This window comes from Flavobacterium sp. RNTU_13 (genome assembly GCF_046614455.1).
Lineage (GTDB): Bacteria > Bacteroidota > Bacteroidia > Flavobacteriales > Flavobacteriaceae > Flavobacterium.
The window spans coordinates 343,318-365,401 of record NZ_JBKJHB010000001.1 but is presented as its reverse complement, the minus strand read 5'-3'; the positions used below and the strand labels follow the sequence as shown (position 1 = coordinate 365,401).

20 protein-coding genes are annotated in these 22,084 nt (G+C 41.8%); 10 read left to right on the top strand and 10 right to left on the bottom strand.

Translation table 11 applies throughout. The features are described 5' to 3' along the window. Positions 1–86: 86 nt before the first annotated feature. The 6 genes from ACLI08_RS01655 to ACLI08_RS01630 form a co-directional block, all read right to left on the bottom strand. The gene (locus tag ACLI08_RS01655) at positions 87–563 is read right to left on the bottom strand and encodes a regulatory protein RecX (protein ID WP_411426713.1); all 477 of its coding nucleotides are present in this window, start codon (positions 561–563) and stop codon (positions 87–89) included. Between the two features lie 49 nt (positions 564–612). After that, positions 613–1,509, bottom strand: a complete 897-nt coding sequence (locus ACLI08_RS01650; RefSeq protein WP_411426712.1) for a cupin-like domain-containing protein — start codon at positions 1,507–1,509, stop codon at positions 613–615. 117 nt (positions 1,510–1,626) lie between these two features. Next, on the bottom strand, positions 1,627–3,492 hold the full coding sequence (locus ACLI08_RS01645; protein ID WP_411426711.1) for an OmpA family protein: 1,866 nt from the start codon (positions 3,490–3,492) through the stop codon (positions 1,627–1,629). A gap of 61 nt (positions 3,493–3,553) precedes the next feature. Beyond that, positions 3,554–5,200 (bottom strand): tetratricopeptide repeat protein, encoded by a 1,647-nt coding sequence (locus ACLI08_RS01640; RefSeq protein ID WP_411426710.1) that lies wholly within the window; start codon positions 5,198–5,200, stop codon positions 3,554–3,556. A 73-nt stretch (positions 5,201–5,273) separates the two neighbouring features. Beyond that, positions 5,274–5,879: an HmuY family protein gene (locus ACLI08_RS01635; RefSeq protein ID WP_411426709.1), complete on the bottom strand. Its 606-nt coding sequence runs from the start codon at positions 5,877–5,879 to the stop codon at positions 5,274–5,276. A gap of 31 nt (positions 5,880–5,910) precedes the next feature. Beyond that, complete coding sequence (locus ACLI08_RS01630; protein ID WP_411426708.1) at positions 5,911–7,986, bottom strand: TonB-dependent receptor plug domain-containing protein; 2,076 nt, start codon at positions 7,984–7,986, stop codon at positions 5,911–5,913. 97 nt (positions 7,987–8,083) lie between these two features. On the opposite strand from ACLI08_RS01630, the gene ACLI08_RS01625 reads away from it, so the two are divergent. Beyond that, positions 8,084–8,998, top strand: a complete 915-nt coding sequence (locus ACLI08_RS01625) for a DUF6607 family protein (protein ID WP_411426707.1) — start codon at positions 8,084–8,086, stop codon at positions 8,996–8,998. A 115-nt stretch (positions 8,999–9,113) separates the two neighbouring features. On the opposite strand, the gene bioB is transcribed toward ACLI08_RS01625, so the two are convergent. The 3 genes from bioB to ACLI08_RS01610 form a co-directional block, all read right to left on the bottom strand. After that, positions 9,114–10,214: a biotin synthase BioB gene (gene bioB / locus ACLI08_RS01620; RefSeq protein WP_411426706.1), complete on the bottom strand. Its 1,101-nt coding sequence runs from the start codon at positions 10,212–10,214 to the stop codon at positions 9,114–9,116. A 65-nt stretch (positions 10,215–10,279) separates the two neighbouring features. Continuing rightward, positions 10,280–10,753, bottom strand: a complete 474-nt coding sequence (locus ACLI08_RS01615) for a hypothetical protein (protein ID WP_411426705.1) — start codon at positions 10,751–10,753, stop codon at positions 10,280–10,282. 249 nt (positions 10,754–11,002) lie between these two features. Beyond that, on the bottom strand, positions 11,003–11,929 hold the full coding sequence (locus ACLI08_RS01610; RefSeq protein ID WP_411426704.1) for a bifunctional riboflavin kinase/FAD synthetase: 927 nt from the start codon (positions 11,927–11,929) through the stop codon (positions 11,003–11,005). Between the two features lie 188 nt (positions 11,930–12,117). On the opposite strand from ACLI08_RS01610, the gene ACLI08_RS01605 reads away from it, so the two are divergent. Beyond that, positions 12,118–14,826 carry a reprolysin-like metallopeptidase gene (locus ACLI08_RS01605; RefSeq protein ID WP_411426703.1) on the top strand — a complete coding sequence of 903 codons (2,709 nt, stop codon included), beginning with the start codon at positions 12,118–12,120 and terminating at the stop codon, positions 14,824–14,826. Between the two features lie 80 nt (positions 14,827–14,906). Here ACLI08_RS01605 and pth read toward each other — a convergent pair whose 3' ends face one another. Then, entirely contained in the window at positions 14,907–15,533 is a 627-nt protein-coding gene (pth, locus tag ACLI08_RS01600) for an aminoacyl-tRNA hydrolase (RefSeq protein WP_411426702.1), read from the bottom strand. Between the two features lie 199 nt (positions 15,534–15,732). On the opposite strand from pth, the gene ACLI08_RS01595 reads away from it, so the two are divergent. The 8 genes from ACLI08_RS01595 (at position 15,733) to ACLI08_RS01560 (ending at position 22,066) form a co-directional block, all read left to right on the top strand. Further along, complete coding sequence (locus tag ACLI08_RS01595; protein WP_411426701.1) at positions 15,733–16,512, top strand: GLPGLI family protein; 780 nt, start codon at positions 15,733–15,735, stop codon at positions 16,510–16,512. A 52-nt stretch (positions 16,513–16,564) separates the two neighbouring features. Continuing rightward, complete coding sequence (locus ACLI08_RS01590; RefSeq protein WP_411426700.1) at positions 16,565–17,329, top strand: GLPGLI family protein; 765 nt, start codon at positions 16,565–16,567, stop codon at positions 17,327–17,329. 49 nt (positions 17,330–17,378) lie between these two features. Then, entirely contained in the window at positions 17,379–18,164 is a 786-nt protein-coding gene (locus ACLI08_RS01585; RefSeq protein ID WP_411426699.1) for a GLPGLI family protein, read from the top strand. Between the two features lie 41 nt (positions 18,165–18,205). Further along, complete coding sequence (locus tag ACLI08_RS01580; protein WP_411426698.1) at positions 18,206–18,967, top strand: GLPGLI family protein; 762 nt, start codon at positions 18,206–18,208, stop codon at positions 18,965–18,967. A 41-nt stretch (positions 18,968–19,008) separates the two neighbouring features. Next, complete coding sequence (locus ACLI08_RS01575) at positions 19,009–19,773, top strand: GLPGLI family protein (protein ID WP_411426697.1); 765 nt, start codon at positions 19,009–19,011, stop codon at positions 19,771–19,773. A gap of 68 nt (positions 19,774–19,841) precedes the next feature. Further along, positions 19,842–20,621 (top strand): GLPGLI family protein, encoded by a 780-nt coding sequence (locus tag ACLI08_RS01570; RefSeq protein WP_411426696.1) that lies wholly within the window; start codon positions 19,842–19,844, stop codon positions 20,619–20,621. Positions 20,622–20,911: 290 nt separating this feature from the next. Then, a complete protein-coding gene (locus ACLI08_RS01565; RefSeq protein ID WP_411426695.1) occupies positions 20,912–21,223 on the top strand; it encodes a hypothetical protein in 312 nt (103 codons plus the stop codon). Positions 21,224–21,286: 63 nt separating this feature from the next. After that, the gene (locus ACLI08_RS01560; protein WP_411426694.1) at positions 21,287–22,066 is read left to right on the top strand and encodes a GLPGLI family protein; all 780 of its coding nucleotides are present in this window, start codon (positions 21,287–21,289) and stop codon (positions 22,064–22,066) included. Positions 22,067–22,084 lie beyond the last annotated feature (18 nt).

Here is a 22,084-nt window from a genome sequence, read left to right as displayed (position 1 = left end):
TAAAGCGTGTTTTTGCAGGAGCAAAAACCGTGAGCTAAGTTAACAAAATTTTAGCAGTTATAAAATAGCTAATTTTTAAACACTGCTTAGTGTGTTAGTTGTTCTAGTTTGTCGAATACAAGATGGCTTTCGTAGCCTTTTCTTAGCAGAAAATCAGCTACTTTCTTTTTCTTTTTAAGTGTTGAGGTTTCGCGGGTTTTATCCCATTGTTCCTGCGCCAGCGTATCAAAATTTTGAATATAATCGTCTTCGTTGATTTCCTTCAGGGCTTTATCTATATTGTATTTTGATATGCCGCGTAGTTTAAGCTCCTGTACTATACGCCTTTTTCCCCAGTGTTTTATGCGCCATTTACCGCGGGCAAAGCTGCATGCAAACCGTTCTTCGTTTAAAAAGTTGTGTTCTATAAGGTGCGCCATAATGTGGTCTATGGCCTGCGGAATCATGTGGAGGCTTTTCAGCTTTTGCAGTACTTCGTCATGGCAGCGGTCCTGGTAGCTGCAAAAGTACTCCAGCTTTCGTGTAGCTTCTTCTACGGTGTAAGAGGTGTGCCCTGTATCCATTAGCGCAAAGATAAAAAAATCCCGCACCTAAAGGCGCGGGATGTTATGTTTACCCCACCGGGTTTTGTACGTATTCTACCGGTAGATTTAGTTTTTTGTGGGTTCTTACCACCGCTTCGCGGTTTTTGTAATCTATCCACTTTTGGCCCCGTACGCGGCGCATAAGATTGTCAAAGTAGCGCATTACCGTAACGTTGTAAGCGGCTTTCATGAGGTTAACCGGGTTTCGTGGAAACGCCCTTAAGCTCATGCTAAAGCCCGGCGTAAGGTACTTCATGTAGTGCCAGTAGCCCTCGGGCATGTACAGCATTTCGCCATGGTTTAGTTCGCACACCAGTCCTTTTGCCTCTTTTAGCGCCGGCCATTTGTCAAAATCAGGGTTGTCAAAATCTATGTCCTCCCTTGATATAAGCGCGTGCGGTACTTTATACAAATAGGGCGTTTGCTCAGGGTCAAACAATATACAGCGCTTTTTTCCATGAAAATGAAAGTGCAGTATGTTGCTGTAGTCTATATCATAATGAATAAACACCCGGCTGTTTTCGCCGCCAAAAAACAGCATAGGCAGCTGTTTTACCAGCCTCAGGCCTATATCGGGCCATTTAAAATCGTTTTTAAGTGCCGGCACCTCCTTCATAAGATTATAAAGGAAAATCCGGTAATTTGTGGGTTTTGACTTAAGCAGTTGTATATACTCGCTCATTTTCATAGACGCGTGCGCCTCGTTAAACCCATCTTTGTGCGATACCGGCCGGTCATCATACAGTGGTACTGTTTTGTTTCCGGCTATGTCGTTTATATAGTCTAATTTCCATTTTTCGAAGGCCGGCCAGTCATGGGTAAGTTCCTCTATAACCAGCGGCTTTTGTTTCTTAACATAGTTGTTATAAAAGTCTTCTTTCGAAATGGTTTTTACACGCTCAATTTCTGTTAGATTTAAAGCCATACGTTTAAGCAGATTAGCTACACAAAATTACTAAAGGGTTGTTATTTGTAAGAAAATTGTTTCCTAAAATTTACCCAAATGTTATGCCATTGCGTATCCTGCCAACGGTGAGTGGTGTTATTTTTTTATAATAATAAACTCGGTGCGTCGGTTTTTGGCGTGTTCCTCATCAGTACACTTGTCGCCACATCTTACCAGAGGCTCGGTTTCGCCATAGCCTTTACCGCTGATTCTTTCGGATGCTATTCCTTGGCTGATAACGTATTGTACGGTAGCCCTTGCACGCTCGTCTGATAATTTAAGGTTATACTCGTCACTACCCCTAGAGTCGCTGTGCGCCTTTACGCTGATAACCATAGTAGGGTTCGCCTTCATTATGCTTACAAGTTTGTTGAGCTCAAATGCGGCTTCGCGGGTTACAAAGCTTTTGTCAAACTCAAAGTAGATGTTGTTCAGCATAATACGGTTTTCTACAATAAGTGCCGAAAGCGGGTTTAATACCGCCTGCACCTGCTGCTTGCCACCTTTAGAAGCCGCCATGGTAAACGTTGCATTTTCGTATCCCGCCGCTTCTGCCTGAAACGTAAACGCCTTGTTGCAGTCTACCGCATAGGTAGTAGTACCATCCATAGCTGTTTTGTGGCTTTCTATAACATTGTTTCTATCATCCAGTATAGTTACGTTAGCCTGCGGTATTACCTTACCTGTAATTTTGTCTGTAACGGTAACAATGGCATCTACACCACACAATGGTATAGCCATGTACATATTGTCTTTTCCGGCTTTGTTGCTGCTAAAAAAGCCAATATTGTTTTCGGTATTAAATGTAAACGAAAAATCATCTTTAGCCGAGTTAACCGGTTGCCCCAGGTTTTGAGGCTCGGTTTTTTGGGTAAGATCTGCCACAAAAATATCCAGTGCGCCAAAGCCTTTGTGTCCGTCTGAGGCAAAATACAGCTTGTTGTCTGCCGTAATAAACGGAAAGTTTTCGCGTCCTTCAGTGTTTATGGTGCTGCCCAGGTTTTCGGGTTCGCCGTACTGGTTGTCGCCTTTAATGGCTACTTTCCAAATGTCTGTACTGCCACCCATAGAGCCCGGCCTGTTACTGGCAAAATACAGTGTTTTACCATCGGCACTAAGGCTGGCATTACCCGTACTCCATGTTTTTCCGTTAAATGGTACTGATTTTATATTTCCCCATTTGCCGTTTTTCTTCTCTGCCCGAAACAGGTGAATAAAGCCTGTACTGGCGCCCCCTTCTTTTACAAACGCACCGTTTATAAAGCTTTCGCTGGAAAAATACATCACGTTACCGTCTGCCGAAATACATGCAGGCCCATCATGCCATTTGGTATTGATTTCGTTAATGGCCGATGGTTCTGTAAAAGCCCCGTTGTTGTATGTAGCCGAGTACATATCCAGGTAAGGCTCCTCATTTCGCCCGTATTTTTTACGAAGCACATTGCGCGAGCTGGTAAAATAAAACGTATTGTCCTGCGCTAATACTCCCCCAAAATCACTGTACTTGTCATCGTTAATGTTCAGTATTTTTTCGTCAAACAGTTTTGCCTGGCTGCGTAGCCTGGGCAGGTAGTTAGGGTCTTTGCTAAACGCTATGGCGCGCTGGTCTGCCGGAGCGAGTTTGACAAATTTTTGCATCTGCACATTGGCCTCTTCGTGTTTGCCTTCTGCACGCAGCATTTGTGCATAGCGATAGTAGGTTTCGGCATCCTGAGGAAATTCGGTTGCTTTAGCATACCAGGTAGCGGCTTCGCGGGTGTTGTACACATTAAAGTAGCTTTCGGCAAGTTGCTTGTATACGTAGGGGTCTTTCTTTTTCTGGGCCAGCTTAAGATATTCTTTAGCAGCATCTACATATTCAAAACGCGCAAAAAGGCGGTCGGCATTTTCAGTGTCCTTGTTTTGAGCAAAAATGGTATTGGCAGCCATGAGCGCAGCCATTACAAATAATTTCTTATTCATGGAATGTTTTTGTTGGTAGCGGTAAAGATAGCGTATTTTTTATTTTTTTTAACACCCACGGTTACACTGCAAGCAGGTAATCATAGAGCGGTGTACCTTCCGGGAGTTCCATTTTTGCCGAGAGCCGCTCCTTGCGTTTACGGCATGCCTCGGGCGTTATATGCAGCAGGGTTGCAATTTCTTTGGTGGTAAGGTTCATATATATGTAGGCTATAAAGCGCAGGTCGTTAGCGGTAAGTGCCGGGTGGGCGGTTTTCAGTTTTTCCAGCAGGCGGTTGTTTACTTCTTCAAAATGCGTTACAAAACTGTCCCAGTCGGCCGTGCCTTTCAGGTGTACCTTTAACGACTTTATGTGCTGCATAAGTGCCGGGTTACCTGCCAGTGCAGGATTTTCTCCCACGCTTTGTATAAGATCTTCTATAAGGGTATTACGCTCTGTAAGATAAAGGGCACGTGCCGAAAGTTTACGATTACGGGCTTCTATTTCGGTCTTCAGGCGTTCCTGCTCCAGCAGGGCTGCCGCTTCTTTTTCATGTATTTGCTGGGCTAGTAGTAGTCTTTCATTTTTTTCCTGTTCCAGTTCCAGCTCCAGTGCTTTTTCATTCCGTTCGGATATTAACTGCTTTTGCCTGTTTTTTACCGACTGGTTGCGGGCTATGAGTACTAAAATAATAATAAGCGCCAGGCCTGTGGCGGCAAGGTAGTAGGTAAAATTCCGTTCTGATTTTAGCTTCTCTTTGTTTATGGCCAGCTGGTTTTGGTAGTCCTGCAATTCAAACTTCACACGGCTGGTTTGGTAGAGTTCGGCATTTTTTGTTTTGGTCAGTTTCTTTTCGGTTGCTAAAACCGAGTCTTTATAACGCAGTGCTCCCGTATAGTCCTGCTTCAGGGTGTATGCCTGTGCCAGCAGGCTATAAAGTTCCTGCTGCATGTTAAGCCCGGGTGTGGAGGCTAATATTTTAGTTATGCTTTTTATAGCTTCGTCTGCATTTTTTGTTTGTATGTAACTGCGTGCTACAATCATATTAAGTATAAGCCCAATATCATTAAACCCCGGGTTTTTTAACGTGGGGAGTAGTTGCATGGCCGCCTGCCGTGCCTTTATGGCATTGCCCAGATAAAAATCGTTCTCAATAAGTGTAGCCTGCCCCAGGCTGTAGAGGTTGGCATCGTGTTTTAGCATGGGTATCGAAAGCAGTATATAACGGCGGGCTTCCTTGTAGTTTTTTGCTTCGTTTTCTACCTGGCCTAAATTCATGGCATACAGGCCCGTTTTAAGCGTATCGCCATTTTCTGCTGCAATGTTGTAGGCCTTGTTAAGGTACTCTTTTGCCTTGGCGAAGTTTTTTTCGGTAGAGTAGAGTATGGCTATATTGTTTAGCACCACCATTTCGCTGGTGGGGTTAAGTTTTTTTACTGCCAGGGTGTAGCTTTCCAGATAGTAATTTAGCGCTTCGCCATAATCCAGCAGGTTATAATAATTGGCGCCAATATTATTAAGGGCAAGAAACTGCTGTTTGTACCAGTGGTTTTTTTCGGCCATGGTGCGTGCCTCTGTAAGCAGTTCCAGCGATTTTGCATGCTGTTTTTGCCACATGGCATTTACGCCTCTTTTAATAAGCGTATCGCATTGAGCTACTGTCTGCGCGCATAGTGGTGTACAAAGCAGTGCCATTAAAAGGGATATATAAAAATGGCGAAAGGTCATGCCCGTGTTTTTGCCCAAATATAACTAAACTCCCGTAAATAATAAGCCCTCCGGTAGTGGAGGGCTTAAGGTATTAAAATGTAGTGTTATCGTTTGGCTTATAGGCAAATTTAAAGGTGTAATAGCGCGATGGCGAAGTAGCCTCAGGCGAAGCAGGTGCATCTTTGTAATAGCTTAGTATTTCGAATTTGGCATATTTGCCATCGTGGGTTTTTACCACATATACTTTTCCTGCTACCGGGCTTATAATGTGTGTAGCAGCATCATAATTATACCAGTTGCTTATAGCATACGTACCGGTAGCGTCTTGTGTAAAGGTGCTTTCGGCAGGAATGGCTGTAACCGATGCAAAGGTTCCGGTTACGGTGCTGGCTGCCGCTACGCCAGTACGTGCAGGCTCATCTGTAACACCTATAACACTACCACCGTTTACTATGATTGAGGTACCACGGAAGGCTATATCCCAACTGTCGTCTGTTACGGTAGCGTTTTGCGAAAAGCTGAATTTAGTAAACGCCCCGCTTACCGGCTGGCCCTGGCCACCGCTTTGTGGTGCATACAGGTTAGATACAGTTACCGTTTCGGCAGCGGTAGCCGCAGGGGTGTTGTTATCGTCGTTATCGCATGAAGCAAGTAAAACGGTTAAGGCAAGGACAGACGTTTTAAATAGGTTTTTCATCTTTTTGAGTTTTGAAATTATGTATTTAGGATTAAAAATTATACTGAAGTTTTAGGTAGGCTATGCGCCCCGGCAGGTTTGATATATTAACCGGATCGGTATAGTTCAAGAGGTTATTTGCCCCGCCCTGAAGCAGGAAATGTTTGCCAAGGGGCTGTGTAACCGATGCATGCAGCAATACGTAGCCTTTTACAAATGTGTCGTACTTATCCAGCACGCCCTGGCTGTCGTTAGAGTCGGTTAGGCCATATTTACTACGGTACACCGCCCTTAGTGACAAATCGGTTTTCCATACAGGCACGGTGTAGTATAGTTTTAAATTAGCCATGTGGCGTGAGCGGTTAAACAACCCGAAATAATCAGAGCGTTTCAGTTGGAACGATTCCAGCGTATTACGGTCGCGGGCAAATACTTCCCCGTGTTTAATCTTGTTTATAACATCAGGGTCTTTGGCTACAAGGTATTGGTATCCGCCCTGTAAACGAAGGTTATCAGTAATGTTGTACTGTGCGTTTAGTTCGGTTCCGTAGGTAAATACACGGTTTACATTTATATAGCTGAATATGGTTTGCGACGTAGTGGTAAGTGCCACCGCGCGCGAATCGATGAGGTTGTTTATGGAGTTGTAAAAGAAGTTTATATCGGCTTTTAGTGCCTTTTTTTTATAATACGCCCCAAGGTTAAAGTTTATAGAACTCTCCGGCTTTAAAGGGCTCCCGAGGTTTACGTCGTAAAGGCGGGTGATTTGCCCGGCGGCTTCAAGCGCCGCTAGTTGTTCCTGCACTACATTATAGCCCAGCACGCTGTACCCTTGCGATGAATTGGTAAAATTGAAATACAATTGCCGGAAATCAGGGGCTTTATATCCGTAGCCTACCGATGTTTTTACAGACAAAGCTTCAGAAACCTTATAGTTAGCGGCAATCTTTGGGCTTAGCTGCGAGCGATACTTGCTGTGGGCATCGTAGCGCAGGCCGGTAAGCAGGTTAAGCCTGCCGCCGGGGTTATAGTCGTACTGTGCGTAGGCGTAACCCGAATTAAATACTGCTTCACTCTGAAAATAGGTGCGGTTAAGCGACTCATGGTTAAAACCAATACCGGTTGTAAAAATGCCTTTTTTAAGATTATACATGGTGCGAATCTCGGGGCGTATGAGCCACTGGTTGTAAAAGCTGTTTTCGTAAGGTGTACCCTCAGGGCTGTTCAGATACTGGCCGTTGCGATAATTGGTGGTGTAAATTTCGTATTCCGCGCGTGATTTGTCGGTCCATTTATGGTCTGCTTTCAGTTGTGCATTCCACTCGTTTATTTCTGTTTTTCCGCTGTAGTTGGTTTCGCTGCTATAAAGCTTGTAATCCTGTAGCTGGTTGTAATACCTAAACGACCCGTTGATGTTAAGCTTATCGTTTATAGTATAACCCAGCTTCGGCTGAATTGTGGTGTTTACATACGGCTCTACTGTTTTGTTTGGTGTTGATGTGTTTAGGTCGTAACCACCGTTTATGTAGTGGTTGGCAAATAACGATGCCACAAGCTTTTTGTAACCTCCGTTTAGTGTAACGTTAGCATCGTGGGTTTTAAATGATGCATAGCGGTAGGCAGCAACGCCTTTTAGCGTATTTGGCTTTGGTTTTTTGGTAATGATATTAATTACCCCTGCCAAAGCCTCTGACCCGTACAGTGCAGACGAAGCACCTTTAACTATTTCTATGCGTTCTATATTGCCTACGGTAATACGCGAAAGGTCTAGTGTGCCTGCTGTGCGCCCGGCAAGCGGCACTCCATCTATCATAATCATGGTGTAGGCAGCGTCTAAGCCCTGCATTTGCAACCCTTCGCCACCGCCAAAGTCGGCTACTGTAATAAGCCCGGTTTGTTCAGATAGTATTTCGTTTAGACGTGCTATGCCGGCACGCGCTATGGTTGCAGAGTCTACTACTGCACCGGGTAGCGGCAGGTTAGCCAGCTGGCGGGTGTTTCGGGTGGCGGTTATCATTACCTCATTTAGCTGCGTGTTTTTTACCGAATCCTGCACCGTGTGCTGCTGGGCTACGGCATTACATCCATATAAAAAAATACCTGCTATGCAAATTTTATTTAGAAGCATTCTGAATAATTTGTTGCAAATATATACTCTATTTTTATTTATTCTAAATTAATTTAATATTTTTGCCCTGTCAAAATTTTAGAATCATATCCGTATTATGAAAAACAACAGACTCTTTTTAATGCTAACTGCTTCATTGTTTACACTTAATGGCGTGGCTCAGAAAGCCAGCCAGCAAGAGGATAAAAAAGCCATTAAATCCATGTGTGGCTGCTACGAAGTACAGTTTAATTTTACTGAAACCTTTAGTTACCCTAAAGACAGTGCCAGCTATAAACCCTCTGAAACCAAACATGAGAAAGCACTGGAGTGGATAGAGCTGGTAGAAGATACCCCTAACAAGGTGGTAATGCAGCACCTGCTTATAACAGGCCCTGTAGAAGATGATATTGTAAAACACTGGCGCCAGGACTGGCTGTATGAAAATACTGAGCTGTATACTTTTTTTAAGGATAACACCTGGAAGTATAAAAAGCTACCTGCCAAAGAGGTTAAAGGGCAGTGGACACAAAAAGTATATCAGGTAGATGACAGCCCAAGATATGAGGGCACGGCAAGCTGGGTACATATAGACGGCAAGCATTACTGGATGAACACTACCGATGCTCCGCTACCACGCAGGGAACATACCAAGCGCAGCGACTATAATGTGCTGAAAAGAAGGAATATTCATGAGATTACCGCTTTTGGTTGGTTGCACGAGCAGGATAACGACAAGCTGGTAAGGGATGCAAACGGTAACGATGTATTACTGGCGCAGGAAAAAGGAATGGATGTGTATACTAAAGTAGCCGACAGCAAATGTAAAATAGCACAGGACTGGTGGGCAAAAAACAAAGCGCTTTGGCTTAAAGTGCGTACCAAATGGGATAAGGTTTTTGCTGCCGATAAAGATTTAGCGCTTCAGGAAAAAGTAGATAAAAAATCGCTATTCGGTAAGTTGTTTGCCTTAAAGGCAGATGCTACCCAGCAGGAGGTAGATGCTATTATAGACAGTTTTGTAAAGAAATAAATCCCTTTTTATATATCAATTCTTTTAAAGTTAGTCAGTTTTTAAAATTTGCGTATGCAAAAAAAAGCCCGAAACATTATGTTTCGGGCTTTTTGTATACTATGTAAACACGTTGTTATTCAGTAATTTCCTCTACAGACTTGCCGCTTGCTTTAAGGTTACGGTCTATAGTGTGGCCCGGGCGGCTCCATTTTGGCTTTTCGCCAAGCGACTGGTATGCCGAATCTTCAGCTTCTACCGTTTGCGGCTGCATTAGCTTAATGAACGGTTTTTGCGGTTGTAGCCCAAGTGTTTCAAACATTTTCATGTCCTCATTCACGTCAGGGTTTGGCGTGGTAAGCAGCTTATCACCGGCAAATATAGAGTTGGCACCGGCAAAGAAGCACATGGCCTGTCCTTCGCGGCTCATTTGGGTACGGCCTGCCGAAAGCCTAACCTGTGTTTCAGGCATTACAATACGTGTAACGGCTACCATACGCACCATTTCCCATATTTCTACCGGGGTTTGGTCTTCAAGCGGAGTTCCGTCTACGGCAACAAGCGCGTTAATAGGCACCGATTCCGGCTGTGGGTTTAACGATGCCAATGCTACAAGCATACCGGCACGGTCTTCTACCGTTTCGCCCATACCTATAATACCTCCGCTACATACAGTAACGTTAGTTTTCCTTACGTTTTCTATGGTTTTAAGGCGGTCATCGTACCCACGGGTAGAAATTACCTCCTTATAATATTCCGGAGACGTATCCAGGTTATGGTTGTAGGCATACAATCCGGCTTCTGCAAGGCGCGCTGCCTGGTTTTCGGTAAGCATACCCAGGGTACAGCAAACCTCCATATCCAGTTTGTTAATGGTACGTACCATTTCCAGCACCTGGTCAAATTCAGGTCCGTCTTTTACGTTTCTCCATGCGGCACCCATACATACGCGGCTAGATCCTGAAGCCTTGGCACGAAGGGCCTGTGCTTTTACAGTTTGCACGCTCATAAGGTCGTTACCTTCTATATTGGTATGGTATCGGGCAGCTTGCGGGCAGTAGCCACAATCTTCCGGGCAACCGCCGGTTTTTATGCTAAGTAGTGTACTTACCTGTACCACGTTAGGGTCGTGGTGCTGGCGGTGTACTGTAGCTGCTTCGTATAGCAGCTCCATAAAGGGCTTGTTATATAATGCTATTATTTCGTCCCTTGTCCAATCGTGTCTTTTGTTGCTCATAACAAAATTATTTGCACCAAAAGTAACTAATTTATGCTTAAATGATATACGCTACCCCCTAAAGATTAGTAGCTGTTGTGGTTAACGTCGTCTACCGCGTTGATTTTACGGTCTTTATCTTTCCAGAACTGCATTAGCGTAAACGAGGTTATGGCGCAGGCCGCAAGCCCTTCCAGGAACAGGCTTATACCAAATTGGTACATTGATGGATTACCACTACCAAACAGGTACGACTGATGGTATCTTTCCAGGTAGGTGTCTCCGCCTTGTATGCTTACATAAATTAAAAATGCAGCCACACTCATTATTAAACCACTTACCGATGTAAGCAGACCGGCAGCCAGGTTAGTATAGTAGCCATAATTGCCCTCATCATGGTTTTGCTGTAGTGTACGGTTTACGCCATAAATTACAAACACAAAATTGATAAGGCGTAAGTAGATGTTTTTAGACAGCCCAAGTAGTTCCATGAACAGGAAAAATACGCCTATACCTAAGAAAATGATGATTCCGTTTGTTAAGATTCTTGAAGTTTTCATAAACAGGTAGTTTTAAAGTTGTTGTTTCAGTACTCATACCTCCTTTGCCGGCAACTACGGCTGCAGCACCTTATCAGGCAAAGGCTTACACTAAAGTTACGTAAAATGTAAGTGCTTGTTCCTTAAACATTTGCCAATTGTTGTTAAGGAGTTTTAAAGTTGGGGCTGTTTCACGCAGGGGTAAAAAACAAATCAGCCTTAAAATCATTATGATTTTAAGGCTGATTATACTTTTGCTGAGGTTATTTTTTACAGATTAAAATATGCCCGTGCCGTTTGTGCATCGTTATGTAACTGTGCTTTAAGCGCGTCCAGCGATTCAAATTTTTGTTCATCCCTAATCCTGGAGTGCAGGTTTAGTTGTAACGGTGTATTATAAATGTCTTCGTTAAAATCAAAAAAATGCGTTTCTATGGTTTGCCCAAAGCCGCTTACCGTAGGCCGAACGCCTATGTTTAGCATACCGTATACCGTTTTTCCGTTTATCTGTGCCGATGCCGTGTATACGCCGTGCGCGGGTATAAGTTTGTAGTCTTCGGCTACGTGCAGGTTTGCTGTGGGGAAACCTATGGTGCGGCCCAGTTGCTGCCCTTTGGCTACGATGCCGGTAATAAAGTACGGGTAGCCCAGGTAGTTGTTAGCCAGGGTTATGTTTCCTTCGGCAAGGGCATTGCGTACTTTAGTAGAACTTACGGGAGTTTGCTGCACTTCAAATGCCGAGATTTGCTCCACTTCAAAACCGTATTCTTTGCCCATTTCTTCAAGGTCTTGGGTAGTAGCGGTGCGGTTTCTGCCGAAACGGTGGTCATGGCCTATAATAATTGCCGCTACGTTAAGGCGGTCTACCAGTATGTTCTTTACAAATTCTTCGGCGGTAAGCCTTGAAAATTCCAGGCTAAAAGGGTGTATAATAAGGTTGTCTATGCCTTGTTGTTGTAGCAGGGTAGCTTTTTCTGCCATGGTATTAAGCAGTTTAAATTCGCCTCCCTGTTGCAGTACCATACGCGGATGCGGAAAAAAAGTAAGCACCGCACTTTGGTAGCCCGTTTTTTGTTTTGCCTGCAATAACCGGTTCAGTAATATTTTGTGTCCTTGGTGCACGCCATCAAAAGTGCCCAAGGTAACCACGGTTTTTATGTTTTGAGGGAACTCCTCTATAGCGTTGTAGATATTCAAAACCAATCCTGATTAATTAAGGCAAAATTAATTTATTGTGTTAATATATGTTTTAAAATTGTATGTAATTCGTCAAATGTTTGAATTTTAACATAGTTTGTCGGTAAACACCTAGAAATGTGTCGATGAAAAACACAATATTAACAGTATATTTGCCCTCTATTGACTACCTAAACATTTTGTTAACAATGAAAAAAAAATTCCTATTATGTGTTAGCGCCCTGTTAAGCATTACGGCAGGCTATTCACAAAAGGGAGGCTCCTGGACGATACTGGAATCGTCTAAGGTAGAAACCCTTGGTGAAAAAAGCCCTCTTTTTGCCAATGCTAAGGAAGGCCTAACCCTTGTTTCCATTGATGTGGAAACGCTTAAGAAGGCGCTTGCCACGGCGCCGCAACGCTGGTCTGGAGCACCGGGGGTAATTATATCTATTCCTACGCTGGACGGATCTGCAGAACGCTATGAGGTTTTTGAAGCCTCAAACTTTTCTCCGTTACTACAAAAGAACTTCCCTGAAATACGCTCGTATGCAGGGCACGGCTTAGATAATCCTACAGCACACCTTCGTATGAGTGTAGATCCGTCTGGGATTCAAACCATGGTTATAAAAGCCGATAGTAAAGCTGAATTTATAGAACCTTATACCACAAATGCAGCTGTATATGCCATCTTTCAATCGGGCGATAAGCGCGATAAAGGTAAACTGCCATGGTCTTGTACCACGCGCGAAGATGCTTCTTTAATTAACGCAGCAGATAAACTTACAGAGCGTTCTGCACAATCAAGTTCGCGTATATTTAAAACGTACAGGCTTGCACTATCATGTACGGGTGAGTACGGTAGCTACTTTAATGGCACGGCAGGTGCACTGGCAGCTATGAATACTACCATGACCCGTGTTAACGGCGTGTTTGAAATAGACCTGGCCCTTAACCTTATAATGATTGATAACGAAACCAGCATTATTTACACCAATGCTTCTACCGACCCGTATTCTAATGCGACGGATATGGATAACTGGAATACAGAGCTGCAAAATACGCTTACATCTGTTATAGGCGAAGATGCTTATGATATAGGCCACCTTTTCGGAAGGTCTGGCGGAGGCGGTAATGCCGGCTGTATAGGCTGTGTTTGTATAGATGGACAAAAAGGTAGTGGTATTACCTCGCCGTCTAACAATATACCTAAGGGAGATAGTTTTGATATAGACTTTGTAGCGCACGAAATGGGCCACCAGCTGGGTGGTAACCACTCTTTTTCATATAACTATGAAGGTGTAGGAACTGCAAATATTTCTCCGCAAACAGAGCCGGGTAGTGGTAGTACCATTATGGGCTATGCAGGAGTATCGCAAGGCTTTGACATACAACAACATTCAGACCCTTATTTTACCGCTGCTAACCTTAAGCAAATACAATCTAACCTCGCTAATAAGAGTTGTGGGCAAAATTCTTCAATGAATAACGCAGACTTTGTAGTAAACGCAGGTACAGATTACAACATACCTAAGGGTACGGCATTTGTGCTTTCGGGAGTAGGTATGTCGGGCAATGCTTCAAACATTACCTACCTATGGGAAGAAAATGACCCTAGTACTAGCGCTACATCGGGTTCATCAAGCTTTCCTTCACTAACAAAAACTACAGGAGCTAATTTTAGGTCTTTAGTGCCTACGGCTACGCCTGTACGTTATTTCCCTGAACTTGAAACTGTGCTTACAGGTGCACTTTCATCTACGTGGGAGTCGGTTTCAAATACAAGCCGTACCATGAAGTTTACCCTTACCGGTAAAGACAACGTAGCAGGTGCATCTAACGACCGCGTAGGAGGCTACACAAAAACAGACGAAACCTCTATAGTTGTAAAGTCAGCTGCGGGTCCGTTCCAGGTTACTTCGCAGGCTACCACAGGTGTTACCTGGGATAACAACAGCCAGCAAACCATAACATGGGATGTAGCAGGTACCACTGCTAACAGTATTAACTGTGCTAAGGTAGATATACTTCTTTCTACTAACGGAGGACAAAGTTTTGATACTGTTTTAGCAAGCGGTACTGCAAACGATGGTACACAGACTATAACGGTTCCGGCTGGTGTTACAGGTACAGATTGCCGTGTTATGGTAAAATCAGTAGGTAACGTATTTTATGCCGTAAATCTTGAAAGCATTGTTATAGGCTATACCCTGGTAACAAACTGCCAAACATTTACAAATAACACGGGTGCAACCATACCAGACGGTAACTCTACCTACACAACGCAACAGGTAGCGGTTAGCGGAATTTCGGGAACTGTTTCATCTATAAACGTGGCTGTAAATGCTACACACACAGACCTAAGCGACCTTACTATAGCTGTACAAAACCCGCTTAATACAACTGTTAACCTGTGGTCTGCACAATGTTCTAGCCGCCAAAACCTTAACGTAACCTTTAGTGATGCCGGTAGCTCTGTAGTGTGCGCCAGCCCTACTACCGGTACATATAAGGCGGTAGGTACCCTTAATAATTATGTAGGTTCTACCATTAACGGTAACTGGAAACTACGTTTTAGGGATACCCAAAGCGGTGATACCGGAAGTATAAATTCATGGGCCGTACAAATATGTTCATCTCAGTATGTACTAAGCACTCCTGAGGTAGGGCTAAGTAACTTTGTGGTGTATCCTAACCCTAACAACGGTACGTTTACTGTAGAGTTTACTTCTCAGAGCCAAAATGATATTACCATTATGGTACACGACATTCGTGGCAGGGTAGTATATAATAATAAGTTTGCCAATAGCGGACTGTTTTCGGGTAACATAAACCTGAATAATGCCGAGCAGGGTGTATACCTTGTAACGGTACAAGATGGTGCCCGTAAAGAAACCCGTAAGATAGTAGTGAAATAATCACTGCGTTATACATAAAACAAAATGGCGGCTGTATTTACAGTCGCCATTTTTTATTTTGTTGCTATTTTAATAAGGCGTTATTTGCCGTTAAAAGTGCTCATGGTATTAGCAATACCCGATAGCGCAAACTCCCGTATGGCATCGGCAGACTTATCCAGGCGTTCGCCCATTGCCGTTTTTTCTTCCTCGCTCCATTCGCCCAAAACATAATTTACCTGCTGGCCTTTTTTAAAGGCGTCTGTAATACCAAACCTAAAGCGCGGATAATCTGCAGTGTTTAAAATCTGCTGAATGTTCTTAAGACCGTTATGCCCACCATCACTACCTTTTGCCTTAATGCGTATGGTACCAAAGGGTATGTTAAGGTCGTCTGTAACCACCAAAAGGTTTTCTTTGGCTATGTTTTCTTTATCCATCCAGTACTTTACCGCTTTACCGCTAAGGTTCATATAGGTATTAGGCTTTAGTAAAATCAGGGTGCGGCCCTTTAGTTTATATTCCGCTACCTGGCCCAGTTTTGCGGTTTCCCAGCTGAGCCCTTCCTGTTGTACAAGGCGGTCCAGTATTTTAAAGCCTATATTGTGGCGTGTATTTACATATTCGGCACCGGGATTTCCCAGTCCGGCAATGAGGAACTTTTTCATGGGGTCTGTAATTTCTTTTTCTTCTTTCTTGCCTTTAAAAAGGTTAGTAAGCCATTTCATGGTGCAAAGATAGGTTTTTTATACAATTTGCATCCTGCTAGGGTTTACATGGGTAAAACCCTAATTTGCGTTGCGGGTTTTCCGCAGTTAACATTTTTTTAAGAAATATAATATCTGGAAGCGGAGTTTTATGTTTTACATTAGGGTGTCCCTGCTAAACAACCGGTGGGACCAACCAGTGAAAACCAAAACCGCTTACATGAAATCTTTTTTTGCACTATTTACACTTGTTTTTACAACAGTTACTTTCTCGCAGCAGCGCCAATGCACTATGATAACCTACAAAATGTATATGGCTATCCCTTTCGCTTCGTCGTATTCGGGAGGTTATGATAGACTTATTGCAAATGAAGGCGCAGGCATTTTTTATCATTTAGGAGGTGAGAATTATTCAGATGCCCAATCTGCAAAAAATTATACCGCCCCCATAACCGGCGATGTATTACCCATAATAGAAACCATGTATACCCGGGCCGATGCAGAAAAAAAGGAATTGTTACTGTATTCTCATTTGGCCAGGTCTATAGCATTAGTTAAAGATACGTATGGCGGCTTTAACTGGAACGTGGGAAGCGAAACAAAAGTAATAGCAGGGTACACCTGTTACAAAGCAGAAGCATACTACAGGGGGCGCACCTGGACGGCGTGGTTTACTCCACAAATCCCGGCACCCTTTGGCCCCTGGAAATTGCTCGGCCTCCCCGGCTTAATATTACAGGCGTATGATGCTACTGGTGAGGTTTCGTTTGATGCCGTAAAGGTTTCTACCACCGGTTGCGACCTTTTGCAGCGTGATTTTAAATCATTGATAAAAACTAAAAATAAAGTGCCCATGCCATACAGGGAGTGCATTGAGAAGAACAAGGAGTTTTTTGATAATCTAGACAAGCAAATGGATGCAGACTCAAAAGCCATAGTGGTGCCCGACTTTAAGGTGCCACGGTTTGGTTATGAACTTAAATACGATTGGGAGGAATAGAGGAAAGGTAAAATTTAACCCTAGTCTCTAAAAAGTATTATTTACACAAAGTATGAAAAAAGCTATATTCTTAATGGTGCTAATGATTTGTAATGTTTGTTTTTCACAAGATTACAACAATGATTTTAAAGCCGAATACAGGGTTTACAATAACACTGATTTGCCTAATACCATGTTAGCAACGTTGTATTGTCATAATAACAGTACCATTTATTTTGAAAATTATAATACCCGAAGTTTTAATAAAAGTGGTAAGGACGATGGTAATACAACTATTGTAGCGTCAGAAAATGTTTTTGAACCTTACACTAAAATTGATTACAAGAAGCGTAAGATATACTTATTTGATGATATTAATGGTAACATTTTCTATGTAGAAGATGCACTTAACAGTCTCAAATGGGAACTAACGCAAGAAACCCGTGAGATTGCCGGATATTCTTGTACGAAAGCTACAGCACTGTTTAGGGGAAGGAAATGGATTGCATGGTTTGCGCCAAAGGTTGCCGTTCCTTACGGGCCATGGAAACTTCAGGGTTTGCCGGGGCTTATAATGGAGGCTCAAGACGAATCTAATACATATGCAATAAAGCTCCTTAAACTAGACTTTACTAAAAGCGATATATTTAATAAGGAGTTTTCGGCCTTATATAAGTCTAAAAACTCTAAACCTATAAGATATAAGGAGTTTGTTAATTTATATGAAGAATACCTGCTAAACACCAGAGCAATTATAGATAACGATAATAAAGGTGCAGGGAGGGTTGATATACCGATAAGATCAGGGAAAGAACTTAAATACGAGTGGGAACAATAAAACCATTTATAAACCAGCAATATTACCTAACTACTTATAGATATAAACCATGAAGCCGTACACATTCATCTTACTTTTTTTGGGACTGAGTTTGTCGTTTGCCCAGCCAAAGCAGCAGCGTTTAAAAATAGAATATGATATTTATAAGGGGTTGGCCGTTCCTTATAAACTAAATGCCACGCTTTACATTAAAGATGGCGTTTCTATATGGCAGGAACACCATAATTCCCGAGAACCCTGGAGCGGACAGCCTGTAGCTGAAAATCTTAAAGATATGCATATAGATCAGGATGTGCTGAAGGTGGAGGTATCCCCGTGTATCCGGACAGATATTGTGGCAAAAGAAATACTGATGCATGGGGGCGTACTTAAAAACTGGTTTTTAGTGAAAGATAACTTTGTGCCTTTTAAGTGGAACATAACCAGTGAATCTAAGCAAATAGGGGGATATAAGTGTATAAAAGCAACCACCACCTATCGTGGCAGAGGTTGGTCGGCCTGGTTTGCACCAGACATTCCATCGTCTTTTGGCCCGTGGAAATTAAGAGGGCTTCCGGGTTTGATACTCGAAGTGTCTGACGTGTCTAATTTATTTATCTATCGTGTTTCAAAGATTGAAAAACTGGATAGTGATAAGATTTTTAAAACTGATTTCGCCACGCTTATGCCTGTAAGGAGTAAAACCGTTATTACCTATCAGCAATTTTTATTGGACGAAGATGAAGCAGAAGAAAATGCAATGAGAGAGCTTTCTCAGCAATTAAATGTATCAACAGAAAGGGTAACGGCACCCCGGGCACAACAGGAGGAGGTTAAATATGAGTGGGAGGAGTAGTGGCAGCTTATACAATACAGCATAATATATCATCAACCGTTATGAAATATACTTTAGGAATCATCTTCCTTTTCTGCATCACAGCGTATGCCCAAACTAAAGCAGGGCTGAGGGTTCAGTACACCGTGTTTTGTAATACCGATATACCACTTAAGTACAAAGCCATTTTACGGGTTAAAGATAACGTTTCCATTTATCAGGATAAGGCCAGTACCACCGAAAGATGGGAAGAAATGCCCACGGAGATTGAAGTGGATCCAAAAAGGCTGAAATCTGATTATGAGCCGTATATAACCATTGATCGTAATGGTAAGCGTATGTTTTTCTTTGATGTAATAGGCAAAAACATTTTTTTGGTTAAAGATATTTACACGGATTTAAAGTGGAATATAACACAAGAACAGAAACAAATTGCAGGGTATAACTGTGTAAAAGCTACTACAGCTTATAGGGGAAGGCAATGGGATGTATGGTATACAAACGATATCCCGTTATCTTTTGGTCCGTGGAAACTACACGGATTGCCAGGGTTGATTTTAGAAGCTAACGATAGCAGCAATAGATTTGCGTTTAAAATAGATAAGATAGAATTTAGTAAAGGAGACGTTTTTGAAAAGCCATTTGTTAATCTTATGGCTGTTAAGAGTACTAAACCAATAGATATAAAGAAATTTATAGAAGATCAGGCCGAGGCAAGTGAAAACAGGGATAAAGTTTTAATGTCAAAAATTTCTAACATGAATCTTGAAGTTAAAACGGCACCACGCGGCGGCCTCGAACTTAAATATGAATGGGAGGAGTAGCGGCAGCTTATACAATACAGCGTAATATATCATCAACCGTTATGAAATATACTTTAGGAATCATCTTCTTTTTTTGCATTACGGCGTATGCCCAAACTAAAGCAGGGCTGAGGGTTCAGTACACCATGTTTTGTAATACCGATTTACCACTTAAGTACAAAACCATTTTATGGATACAAGACAATGAATCTATTTATAAAGAGGAATTTAGCACTACTGAAAGGTGGGAAGAGAAGCCTACAGAAGCATCAACTTTTAATATTGAGCGGCTTAGGAATAATGAGGGAACCTATCTCAGGTTAGATAATAAAAACAAAACACTTCAGTTTTTTGATAAACTATCTGGGCATATTATATTAGTTACAGACACTTACAACAGTTTTAAGTGGGATGTTACCAATGATACTAAAATTATAGCGGGCTATAAATGTACTAAAGCAACAACAAGTTTTAGGGGCAGAGAATGGATTGCGTGGTTTACGCCAGAGATACCGGTTTCTTTTGGTCCGTGGAAACTGCATGGGCTTCCGGGGCTTATACTGGAGTGTTATGACGTAACACAACGATACAGAATATCTGCTGAAGGAATTAAAACCGAAACTTCTGCGCTATTTAGTAAGGATTTCAAAACGCTAATGGTGTCTAAAAATAAAGTAGCCATGCCTTATCGAGAGTTTTTAGAGAAGCAGGAGGAGGCTAGGAATAATAGTTTATCAAGCCTTGCTAACGTGCCGGGGTTACAAATTGATAAAGCAGAGAAACCTCCGCGTAATGGAATAGAGCTTAAATACGAGTGGGAGGAATAGGGTAATACTCCATTCCGGATTTTCCGCAATTAACATTTCCCCGGACATAATTTTGACAATAATAATCTATGAAGATACTATTAATTACAGCCTTGTGCATAAGTTCATTTTTCTGCTTTTCACAATCAAAAAAAATTAATGTAGAAGTGGGCTATATAGAGTTTGTGCATGTGTCATTTCTGAATACTTACGGAAGATCATATTCAACACTTTTTGCTGATAATACTGCATCAGTATATAAAAAATACGGAGCAGAGGTGTCTGAAGGGCAATCGTTTGATAAAAACGATTCACGGTTTGTGGAGATGTCTAAAAAAAAGTTTCATAACAATTATATGAAGACAGACTTGCTTAACAAAAAAATGTTGTTTTTTGGATCACTGACTAGGCATGATGTGCTGGTTGAGGATATTTACCCGGATTTACTGTGGACAATAACTGAAGAGCAAAAGGTGATAGCTGATTATGCCTGCTTAAAAGCAACTGTTTCTTACAGGGGGCGAGACTGGACTGCATGGTTTACTCCTGAAATACCGCTTGCCGTTGGCCCATGGAAATTACATGGTTTGCCAGGTTTAATACTAGAGGCTTCTGATGCGACGGGTGAATGTACTTATAAAGCCATAACTGTAGCGTTTAATGATAACAGCATATTACACAGCGATTTTACTAAACTGGTAAAAACAAAAAATAAGAAACCGATGACCTACAGGCAGTTTTTAAAAGACCGTATAGAAGCGCTAGATAACATAAACAAAAAGCTAGACATGGAGAACCCTAATGTAATATCGGCGGATGTTAAGGTACCGCCTTTCGGCCTGGAGCTTAAATACGAGTGGGAGGAGTAGGGTAATACCTCATTACGGATTTTTCGCAATTAACATTTTTTTAAGAAATGATCAAGTTTGTTTTAAGATAAAAAGGTATTAATATTACAACAACAAACAAAACCAATATCGATTAAATAAGTTCCGAAGCAGATTCTTGTGGAACTTCTATCTGGATTCTTTTTTAAGACAGTTATTCAAAGCAGTGAAATTTCGGTAAATACCGGACATAGTTTTTATTGCATAAACGTAAGGACAAGCTTGCTCAACATATTTTTTAATTATTTACAAACCTTTTAAATTTAATTTTTATGAAAAATCTTTTTTTGGGTATTTTTTCTTTATTTTCAATTTACATGAGTGCTTCTGCTACAGACCCGGTTAAAAACATTGTATTGAAAAACGAAGCCGCTAATGCTGCAGAAGAGCCATATCCGTGTACCGTTACACTTCTTTATTATAAAAATGGAGCTAAGGTACCGTTTGATCTTAAAGTTAAATTTTCTTACGATAAATCACAGGAGGATTGCGATAAATATGGCGAGGCAGAACGAGATAAAGCACAGAAAGACGCAGGTCCGAAAGTCACAGTAAAAGTTACAGCTACTATATCTGACAAGTAATTTTAATTTAAAAAAATGTCCGGGAAAATGCTTTCCCGGACATAATATTGATGATAATAATCTATGAAGATACTATTAATTACAGCCTTGTGTATAAGTTCATTTTTCTGCTTTTCACAATCAAAAAAAATTAATGTAGAAGTGGGCTATGTAGAGTTCATAAATGTAACATTTCTGAATACTTACGGAAGATCATATTCAACACTTTTTGCTGATAATACTTCATCAATATATAAAATATACGGTGGAGAGGTGTCTGAGGGGCAATCGTTCGATAAAAACGATTCACGGTTTGTGGATACATCTAAAAAGAATTTTTATAACGATTACATCAAGACAGATTTACTGAACAAGAAGTTACTTTTTTTTGAATTAATGGTTAGCAATGAAGTACTGGTTGAGGATATTTACCCAGATTTAAGGTGGACAATAACTGAAGAGCAAAAAGTGATAGCTGATTATACCTGTGTAAAGGCCACTGTCTCTTACAGAGGGCGAGACTGGACCGCATGGTTTACTCCTGAAATACCACTTGCCGTTGGCCCATGGAAATTACATGGTTTACCTGGTTTAATATTAGAGGCTTATGATGCGACAGGTGAATGTACTTATAAAGCCATAAACATTGCATTTAAGGATAATAGCATATTACACAGCGACTTTACTAAACTGGTAAAAACAAAAAATAAAAAACCGATTACCTACAGGCAGTTTTTAGAAGACCGAAGAGAAGCGTTAGAAAACATAACCAAAAAGACAGATATGGATAGCCCTAATGTAATGTCGGCAGACGTTAAAATACCACGTTTCGGGCTAGAGCTTAAATACGAGTGGGAACAATAACCGCTTTTTAAAAGGAAT

What these genes read in the sequence shown, in the direction of transcription:
- ACLI08_RS01655 (WP_411426713.1), bottom strand. Translation starts at nt 563, where the DNA reads ATGGATACAGGGCACACCTCTTACACCGTAGAAGAAGCTACACGAAAG.
- ACLI08_RS01650 (WP_411426712.1), bottom strand. Translation starts at nt 1,509, where the DNA reads ATGGCTTTAAATCTAACAGAAATTGAGCGTGTAAAAACCATTTCGAAA.
- ACLI08_RS01645 (WP_411426711.1), bottom strand. Translation starts at nt 3,492, where the DNA reads ATGAATAAGAAATTATTTGTAATGGCTGCGCTCATGGCTGCCAATACC.
- ACLI08_RS01640 (WP_411426710.1), bottom strand. Translation starts at nt 5,200, where the DNA reads ATGACCTTTCGCCATTTTTATATATCCCTTTTAATGGCACTGCTTTGT.
- ACLI08_RS01635 (WP_411426709.1), bottom strand. Translation starts at nt 5,879, where the DNA reads ATGAAAAACCTATTTAAAACGTCTGTCCTTGCCTTAACCGTTTTACTT.
- ACLI08_RS01630 (WP_411426708.1), bottom strand. Translation starts at nt 7,986, where the DNA reads ATGCTTCTAAATAAAATTTGCATAGCAGGTATTTTTTTATATGGATGT.
- ACLI08_RS01625 (WP_411426707.1), top strand. Translation starts at nt 8,084, where the DNA reads ATGAAAAACAACAGACTCTTTTTAATGCTAACTGCTTCATTGTTTACA.
- bioB (WP_411426706.1), bottom strand. Translation starts at nt 10,214, where the DNA reads ATGAGCAACAAAAGACACGATTGGACAAGGGACGAAATAATAGCATTA.
- ACLI08_RS01615 (WP_411426705.1), bottom strand. Translation starts at nt 10,753, where the DNA reads ATGAAAACTTCAAGAATCTTAACAAACGGAATCATCATTTTCTTAGGT.
- ACLI08_RS01605 (WP_411426703.1), top strand. Translation starts at nt 12,118, where the DNA reads ATGAAAAAAAAATTCCTATTATGTGTTAGCGCCCTGTTAAGCATTACG.
- pth (WP_411426702.1), bottom strand. Translation starts at nt 15,533, where the DNA reads ATGAAATGGCTTACTAACCTTTTTAAAGGCAAGAAAGAAGAAAAAGAA.
- ACLI08_RS01595 (WP_411426701.1), top strand. Translation starts at nt 15,733, where the DNA reads ATGAAATCTTTTTTTGCACTATTTACACTTGTTTTTACAACAGTTACT.
- ACLI08_RS01590 (WP_411426700.1), top strand. Translation starts at nt 16,565, where the DNA reads ATGAAAAAAGCTATATTCTTAATGGTGCTAATGATTTGTAATGTTTGT.
- ACLI08_RS01585 (WP_411426699.1), top strand. Translation starts at nt 17,379, where the DNA reads ATGAAGCCGTACACATTCATCTTACTTTTTTTGGGACTGAGTTTGTCG.
- ACLI08_RS01580 (WP_411426698.1), top strand. Translation starts at nt 18,206, where the DNA reads ATGAAATATACTTTAGGAATCATCTTCCTTTTCTGCATCACAGCGTAT.
- ACLI08_RS01575 (WP_411426697.1), top strand. Translation starts at nt 19,009, where the DNA reads ATGAAATATACTTTAGGAATCATCTTCTTTTTTTGCATTACGGCGTAT.
- ACLI08_RS01570 (WP_411426696.1), top strand. Translation starts at nt 19,842, where the DNA reads ATGAAGATACTATTAATTACAGCCTTGTGCATAAGTTCATTTTTCTGC.
- ACLI08_RS01565 (WP_411426695.1), top strand. Translation starts at nt 20,912, where the DNA reads ATGAAAAATCTTTTTTTGGGTATTTTTTCTTTATTTTCAATTTACATG.
- ACLI08_RS01560 (WP_411426694.1), top strand. Translation starts at nt 21,287, where the DNA reads ATGAAGATACTATTAATTACAGCCTTGTGTATAAGTTCATTTTTCTGC.